The 7727-nt window shown below is 70.1% G+C and carries 6 protein-coding genes; 4 read left to right on the top strand and 2 right to left on the bottom strand.

Annotated features, from left to right (window positions below; genetic code table 11):
- Positions 1–176: 176 nt before the first annotated feature.
- Both hutH and D477_RS18030 read right to left on the bottom strand, forming a co-directional pair.
- The gene (hutH, locus tag D477_RS18035) at positions 177–1754 is read right to left on the bottom strand and encodes a histidine ammonia-lyase (protein ID WP_005273063.1); all 1578 of its coding nucleotides are present in this window, start codon (positions 1752–1754) and stop codon (positions 177–179) included.
- 29 nt (positions 1755–1783) lie between these two features.
- Positions 1784–2803, bottom strand: coding sequence for an ABC transporter substrate-binding protein (locus tag D477_RS18030; protein WP_005273061.1), 1020 nt, complete (start codon positions 2801–2803; stop codon positions 1784–1786).
- A 197-nt stretch (positions 2804–3000) separates the two neighbouring features.
- Between D477_RS18030 and D477_RS18025 the strand changes: the two genes are divergently transcribed.
- The 4 genes from D477_RS18025 to D477_RS18010 all read left to right on the top strand — a co-directional run.
- Entirely contained in the window at positions 3001–3699 is a 699-nt protein-coding gene (locus D477_RS18025) for an IclR family transcriptional regulator (RefSeq protein ID WP_005273058.1), read from the top strand.
- 39 nt (positions 3700–3738) lie between these two features.
- Positions 3739–5418, top strand: coding sequence for a urocanate hydratase (gene hutU / locus D477_RS18020; RefSeq protein WP_005273055.1), 1680 nt, complete (start codon positions 3739–3741; stop codon positions 5416–5418).
- Positions 5419–5428: 10 nt separating this feature from the next.
- On the top strand, positions 5429–6628 hold the full coding sequence (locus tag D477_RS18015; protein ID WP_005273052.1) for an allantoate amidohydrolase: 1200 nt from the start codon (positions 5429–5431) through the stop codon (positions 6626–6628).
- Positions 6625–7727: formimidoylglutamate deiminase (locus D477_RS18010; RefSeq protein ID WP_005273049.1), on the top strand; the 1103-nt coding region annotated here is incomplete at its 3' end. The genes D477_RS18015 and D477_RS18010, both read left to right, overlap by 4 nt.

Below are 7727 nucleotides of genomic sequence, written 5' to 3'. Positions count from 1 at the left end.
CCGGCCGCCCCGGCGCCCAGGCCGACCGCGATGATCGGAACCGCGCGCTGCAGCAGCGACCGCCGGCTTGGCACCTGCCTGCCATGGTCTTCCGGCTTGGCCTCGCCCGATTGCACGAAAACGCCCCCTCCCGCGCTGCCGTTGGCCGGGCCGTCAGGCCGCCGCCCGGCACGGGATCAGTCTAGCGGCGTCCCCAGTTCCTGTTCGACCGCGTCGATCAGCGTGCCGCTGCCGACCAGCAGCCGGACGGCCTCGATCTCCGGCGCGAGGTAGCGGTCCGTGCCCGGGCCCTCGACCACCTTGCGCACCTGCCGGCGCACCGCGGCGATCGCAGGCGAGCTCTGGCAGGAGGTTGTCCCGCCATCGCGCATGTCCAGTGCGCGGGCGGAGGTGAGCAGCTCGACGGCGAGCACCCGGGCCAGGCCGTCCACCGCGCGGCGCAGCTTCAGCCCGGCGGCCCACCCCATGGAGACATGGTCCTCCTGCATGGCCGAGGACGGGATCGAATCGGCGGAGGCGGGATTGGCCAGCCGCTTGAGCTCGGAGACGATGCCGGCCTGGGTGTACTGGGCGATCATGTGGCCGGAGTCCACGCCGGGATCGCCGGCCAGGAACGCGTTGAGCCCGTGGCTGCGCGCGGTGTCGAGGAAGCGGTCGGTGCGCCGTTCGCTCATCGAGGCCAGGTCCGCCACCGCGATGGCCAGGAAGTCCAGCACGTAGCCGACCGGAGCCCCGTGGAAGTTGCCGTTCGATTCGACCCTGCCGTCCACGGTCACCACCGGGTTGTCGATGGCGGACGCCAGCTCATAGCCGGCGACCGACTCGGCATGCGCCAGCGTGGCGCGGGCGGCGCCGTGGACCTGGGGCGCGCAGCGCAGCGAGTACGCGTCCTGCACCCGGGTGAAGCGGTGGCCGTCGCCGCCGGCCGCCTTCTGCTGGGCGATCAGCCCGGAGCCGGCCAGGATCCGGCGCATGTTGGAGGCAGCGTCGATCTGGCCCGGATGAGGGCGCAGCGCGTGCAGGTCCTCGGCCAGCACATCGTCGGTGCCGAGCAGGCCCTCGATGCTCATGGCCGCGGCCAGGTCCGCCGTCTTCAGCAGCTGGTGCAGGTCCGCCGCGGCCATGAGGAGCATCCCGAGCATGCCGTCGGTGCCATTGATCAGCGCCAGGCCTTCCTTCTCGCGCAGCTCCACTGGCTCAAGCCCGGCGGCAGCCAGCGCCTCCGCAGCCGGTACCAGACCGCCGTCGTTGGTGCGCACTTGGCCCTCGCCCATCAGCGCCAGCGCACAGTGCGCCAGCGGCGCCAGGTCCCCGGAGCAGCCGAGCGAGCCGAATTCGCCGATCACCGGCGTGATGCCGGCGTTGAGCAGTCCCGCATAGGCCTGCGCGACGGCGGGGCGCACCCCGGTGCGGCCGGTGGCCATGGTGGCCAGCCGGTTGAGCATCAGGCCGCGGACCACTTCGCGGTCCACCTCGGCCCCGGAGCTGGCGGCGTGGCTGCGGATCAGGCTGCGCTGGAGCTGGGTGCGCAGCTCGATCGGGATCTGCCGCGTGGCGAGGGCGCCGAACCCGGTGGAGACGCCGTAGTGCGGCTTGTCGTCCGTTACGAGCGCGTCAATGACGGCACGGGATTTGGCCATCGCCTCCAGGGACTCCGGGCTCAGCTCGATGCGGGCGCCGTGGCGGGCGACGGCGACGACGTCGGTGGGGGAGAGCGGGCCGGTGGAGACGGTGACGGTGTGCATGTCGGTCATGGTGCCTTTCGGATGCAGGGCTCGGGTGGTCAGTCGGCGATCAGGGCGTCGTAGTCCGGGTCCTTCTCGATGACGCCGTACTTCTTCGCGGCCGCGCCGAGCTTCTGCAGCGCGTCCATATTGACCTCGGGGTACCACTTGGACATCTCCACAGTCTCGGCGAGCTCGGGCGTGATCTTCGCATAGTCCTGGATGATGGTGCGGACTTCGTCGTCGTTATTGACGGCGAACTCGAAGGATTTGGCCAGCGCCCGCTGGAAGCGCTCCACGAGCTCCGGGTCCTGCTGCAGGGTCTGCTCCGAGGTGAAGTAGAAGGCGGAGTCGAAGTTCTCGGCCATGTCGGTCATGGGGCTGGCGACGATTTCGCCCCCGGCCTCGAGGATCTGCGTGCGGAACGGCTCGGTGGTCCAGGCCGCGTCCACGTCGCCCCGGTCCAGCGCTGCGGGCATGTTCGGATAGGGCATCTCCACAAAATCCACCTTCTGCGGATCCGCCCCGGCCTGTTCCATCGAGTTGCGGATCGTGACGTCGGCGAAGTTGTTCAGGGCGTTGACGGCCACGGTCTTGCCTTCCAGGTCCGCGGCGTCCTGGATGCCGCTGTCCGGCATGGCTGCGACTTCCGTGGTGTCCTTGCCCGGCTCGTTCGTGGAGCTGGAGCCATTGGAGACAACGCTGATGGGCAGGCCCTTGTCCTGCGCGATGAGCAGCGAGACGGCATTCGAGTAGCCGAACTGGTACTCGCCGGTCATGACGGCCGGCACGATGGCGGCACCGCCCTGCGCCAGCTGGACCTGGAGGTCGATGCCTTCGTCTTCGAAGTAACCCTCCTGGATGCCGAGGTAGACCGGAGCGACGTCGGTGATCGGGATGAGCCCGACGCTCACCTGGTCCAAGTCCCCGGAGCCCTGGCCCTCGCCGGCCGGTGCCGAGCCGGTCGAGGACGGACTGCCGCTGCCGCAGCCGGCCAGGATCAGCGCGGTGGCTGCTGCCGCCGCGGCAGCAGCAGTGCGGTGGTTGACGGACCTGACGGCCGAAGACTTTGCAAACATGGTGTTCTCCCGATATGCCGAAGGGCGGTAGGGGTGTTTCGTTGTGTAAAACGCGGAGTCCGCTAACTGAAAGGTACAGAGGCTGCGGGCCTGCGTCAATGGTTCCGTCCGGAAGACCTATTGCCGGTTAGTGAAATGGGTGTTTTACTGGGTGCAACGAAATTGGTCCCCGAAACCACTTGAACCGGAGGTGATCCATGGCCGCCGCCAATGGCCCCGATGCCACCACCAGAGCTGCGGACCGCGCGCTGGGTTTGCTGCGCGTTGTCTGCGAGCACGACGGCGTGAAGCTCGCCGATGCCGCCAAGGAAGTCGATTTGTCCGCTAGCACCGCGCTGCGGCTGCTGCGCACCCTCGAAGCCAACGGTTTCGTGGCCAAGCGCGGGGACGCGCTCTACCGGCCCGGGTTCCGGATGGTGCAGCTGGGGGTGCAGGCACTCAGCCACGAATCGCTGGTAGCGACCAGCCGCGCCTCCCTGCAGGCGCTCGTGGCCCGCACCGGCGAGTCCGCCTACCTGAGCGTCGCTGCCGGCGGAAGCCATGGGCTGTACCTGGCCATCGAGGAAGGAACCCACGCGGTCCGGCACGTCAACTGGGTCGGCCGCACCTTCCCGCTGGACGGCAGCGCCGCCGGCCAGGCCCTGCAGGGAGCCGTGGAGCCCGGCTCCTTCGCCATCGTCGCCAGCGGCGTCGAACCGGATATCACCGCCGTGGCGGCGCCGGTGCTGGCCGGCTCCAAAATCGTCGCTGCGCTCAGCATCGTCGCTCCCAGCTACCGCACCTCCGCGGAGGCCGCCCGCTCCCTGGGCGAGTTCGTCGCCGCCGAAGCCACCCGGCTGTTCGCCAACCCCACCGTGGTGGACCCGGCAGCAGCCTCCGCCTCCTTCGCATCCTGACCCTCCCACTGACCCTACGGACAGAAAGAATCCGACACGATGTCCTTCACCCAGCATGATTCCTCCCGCTCCGTCCGTGCCCCGCGCGGCACCGAGCTGACTGCGCGCAGCTGGCAGACCGAAGCGCCGCTGCGCATGCTCATGAACAACCTGGACCCCGAAGTCGCCGAGCGGCCTGAGGACCTGGTTGTCTACGGCGGCACGGGCCGCGCCGCGCGCAGCTGGGAGGCCTACGACGCCATCGTCCGCACACTCGAAACCTTGGAGAAGGACGAGACGCTGCTGGTCCAGTCCGGCAAGCCGGTCGGCGTCTTCCGCACGCACGAATGGGCACCCCGGGTGCTGATCGCGAACTCGAACCTGGTCGGCGACTGGGCGAACTGGCCGGAATTCCGCCGGCTGGAGGCCGAGGGCCTGATGATGTACGGGCAGATGACCGCCGGGTCCTGGATCTACATCGGCACCCAGGGCATCCTGCAGGGCACCTACGAAACCTTCGCCGCCGTCGCGGACAAGCGCTTCAATGGCAGCCTCGCCGGCACGCTGACCCTGACCGGCGGCTGCGGCGGCATGGGCGGCGCGCAGCCGCTGGCCGTGACCCTCAATGGCGGCGCGTGCCTGATCGTCGACGTCGATGAGAGCCGGCTGCGCCGCCGGGCCGGCAAGCGCTACCTGGATGAGGTGGAAACGGACCTGGACGCCGCCGTCGCAAAGGTCCTGAAAGCGCAGGAGGAGAAGCGCCCGCTGTCGGTCGGCGTCGTTGGCAATGCCGCCGAAGTGTTCCCCGAACTCCTGCGCCGGCACAAGGCCGGCGAGCTGACCGTCGACGTCGTGACCGACCAGACCTCGGCGCATGATCCGCTGAGCTACCTGCCCGAGGGCGTCGCGTTCGAGGACTGGCATGCCGAGGCCCAGGCGGACCCGGAGGGCTTCACGAAGAAGGCGCAGGCCTCCATGGCCCGCCATGTGCAGGCGATGGTCGAGTTCCAGGATGCCGGCGCCGAGGTCTTCGACTACGGCAACTCCATCCGGGACGAGGCCCGCAAGGGCGGATACGAGCGCGCCTTCGAGTTCCCCGGCTTCGTGCCCGCCTATATCCGGCCGCTGTTCTGCGAGGGACTGGGCCCGTTCCGCTGGGTCGCCCTGTCCGGCGACCCGGAGGACATCCGCGTCACGGACGAGGCGATCAAGGAGCTCTTCCCGGAGAACGAGCACCTGCACCGGTGGCTCGACGCCGCGCAGGAGCACGTCGAATTCGAGGGGCTGCCGGCCCGGATTTGCTGGCTCGGCTACGGTGAGCGCCACAAGGCCGGCCTGCTGTTCAACCAGCTGGTGGCCGAGGGCAAGGTGTCGGCGCCGATCGTGATTGGCCGCGACCACCTGGATTCCGGTTCCGTGGCCTCGCCGTACCGGGAGACCGAGGGCATGGCGGACGGCTCGGACGCGATTGCGGACTGGCCGCTGCTCAACGCGCTGGTCAATACGTCCTCCGGGGCGACCTGGGTGTCCATCCACCACGGCGGTGGCGTCGGCATCGGCCGTTCGATCCATGCCGGCCAGGTTTCGGTGGCCGACGGTACCGAGCTGGCGGCGCAGAAGCTCGAGCGGCTGCTGACAAACGATCCGGGCATGGGCGTGATCCGCCATGTCGATGCCGGCTACGAGCGCGCCGCGGACGTTGCCGCCGAACGCGGAGTGCGAATCCCGATGGCTGAGTAGGGTAGTGGCCATGGACACCGTGACATCGTTGCTCGATTCCATTGCCGACGTCGGCCGCGACCCTGGACGCGGCGGCTATACCCGGCCGGTCTATTCGGCTGCCGAGCGGGACCTGCGCGCCTGGTTCACCGAGCAGGCCGGGCGGCGAGGGCTCGCGGTGGAGACGGACCGGAACGGCATTCTGTGGGCCTGGTGGGGCGAACCCCAGCGCGGCGCCCTGGTCACCGGCAGCCACCTGGATTCCGTGCCCGGCGGCGGCGCCTTCGACGGTCCGCTCGGCGTCGCCTCGGCCCTGGTGGCCGTGGACCTGCTCAAGGCCCGCGGGGTGCAGCCGAACCGGTCGCTGGCGGTGACGGTCTTCCCTGAGGAAGAGGGATCGAGGTTCGGCGTCGCCTGCCTGGGCTCGCGGCTGCTGACCGGGGCCATTGATGCGGACCGGGCCAGGAACTTAAAGGACGACGACGGCAACAGCCTGGCCGACGTGGCGCGCATCAACGGCTTGGACCCGCAGCACCTGGGCCGGGACGAGGACGCGCTGGGGCGGATCGGCGACTTCGTTGAGCTGCACGTCGAACAGGGCCGAGGGCTGGGGGAGGACGGCCCCGCCGTCGCCGTCGGAAGTTCCATCCTGGGCCACGGGCGCTGGAAGCTCAGCATCTGCGGGCAGGGCAACCACGCCGGCACCACGCTGATGGAGGACCGGCGGGATCCGATGGTTGCCGCGGCCCAGGTCGTGCTCGCGGTGAAGCAGGTGGCGGCGCAGACCAAGGACGCCCGCGCCACGGTGGGACGGCTGCAGCCGGTGCCCGGCGGCACCAACGTGATCGCCTCCCGCGTGGACCTCTGGCTGGATGTCCGGCATCCGCAGGATGAGGTCACCGCGCAGTTGGTCGAGGCCATCCACGGCAAGGCCCAGAAGATCGCCGCGTTCGAAGGCTGCCAGGCAACGCTGGCCGAGGAATCGTTCAGCGGCACCGTGCACTTCGATGCGGCGCTGCAGCGGCAGGTGCAGAACGCCCTGCCGGGTGCGCCCGTGCTGCCCACCGGCGCCGGCCACGATGCGGGTGTTCTCGCCGGCTTCGTGCCCTCGGCGATGGTGTTCGTGAAGAACCCGACCGGGATTTCGCACTCGCCCGAGGAGCATGTGGAGGACGCCGACGCTGACGCCGGGGCCGGAGCGCTGGCCGATGTGCTGGAGGCCCTGCTGTGAGCGCCGTCTGGTGCGAGTCCGGCTGGATCCGCGACCGCGGCGTGGTCCGCGGCATCCGGCTGGAGGTGGACGAGTCCGGAATCGTCACCGGGATGAAGACCGGCACCCAGCCGAAGGCGGCGGACGTGCGCCTCTCCGGCGTGGTGTTCCCGGCGGCTGCGAATGCGCACTCGCACGCGTTCCACCGGGTGCTGCGCGGCCGCACGCACGATATGGGCGTGGGCAGCTTCTGGAGCTGGCGCGAGCAGATGTACAAGGCGGCGGGCGCGCTGACCCCTGAGCTGTACGAGCAGCTGGCCACCGCGGTCTTCGCCGAAATGGTGGTCGCGGGATTCACCAGCGTGGCGGAGTTCCACTACGTGCACCACCAGCCCGAGGGCACGCCTTACGGTGCGGAGAGCGGCGGGCCGCACGCCATGGAGCTGGCGCTGGCGCGGGCTGCCGTGAACGCCCGGATCCGGCTGACGCTGCTCGACACCTGCTACCTGGCCGGCGGCATCGGCCAGCCGCTCTCCGCCGAGCAGGCCCGGTTCGGCGACGCGGACGTGCAGGCCTGGCTGGACCGGCTGCAGTCCCTGCGCGAAACCGTGGCGCGCGAGTTCGCCCCCGAAGACGTCACGGTCGGCGCGGCGCTGCACTCCGTGCGCGGGGTGCCGGCCGACGCCCTGCCGGTCATCGCCGAACAGTTGCCGCGCGACCTGCCCCTGCACATCCACCTGTCCGAACAGCCGGCCGAGAACCAGGCCTGCGTGCAGGCCACCGGGATGACCCCGACCGCCCTGCTGCACCGGCACGGCCTGCTCACCGAACGGCTCAGCGCGGTACACGCCACGCACCTGACCGAGGCGGACATCGCGATGCTCGGCCGCGCGCACGCCACCATCGTGATGTGTCCGACGACGGAAGCGGACCTGGCGGACGGGATCGGCCCGGCCGCGTCACTGCGGGACGCCGGGGCCTGGATCGCCCTCGGCACGGACCAGCACGCCGTCGTCGATCCATGGCTGGAGATGCGCGCCCTGGAACACGGCGAACGGCTGCGCTCCGGCCAACGCGGCTGGTTCCGGCCCGAGGACCTGCACCAGGCCGCCACCATCGG

This window comes from Arthrobacter crystallopoietes BAB-32 (assembly GCF_000328305.2).
Classification (GTDB): Bacteria; Actinomycetota; Actinomycetes; order Actinomycetales; family Micrococcaceae; genus Crystallibacter; species Crystallibacter crystallopoietes_A.
Note: the sequence above shows the minus strand (reverse complement) of the source record. Positions and strands in the feature narration are given on the sequence as shown.

Bases quoted from the DNA above. Each gene is read 5' to 3' on its own strand.
- hutH (WP_005273063.1), bottom strand. From the start codon at position 1,754: ATGACCGACATGCACACCGTCACCGTCTCCACCGGCCCGCTCTCCCCC.
- D477_RS18030 (WP_005273061.1), bottom strand. From the start codon at position 2,803: ATGTTTGCAAAGTCTTCGGCCGTCAGGTCCGTCAACCACCGCACTGCT.
- D477_RS18025 (WP_005273058.1), top strand. From the start codon at position 3,001: ATGGCCGCCGCCAATGGCCCCGATGCCACCACCAGAGCTGCGGACCGC.
- hutU (WP_005273055.1), top strand. From the start codon at position 3,739: ATGTCCTTCACCCAGCATGATTCCTCCCGCTCCGTCCGTGCCCCGCGC.
- D477_RS18015 (WP_005273052.1), top strand. From the start codon at position 5,429: ATGGACACCGTGACATCGTTGCTCGATTCCATTGCCGACGTCGGCCGC.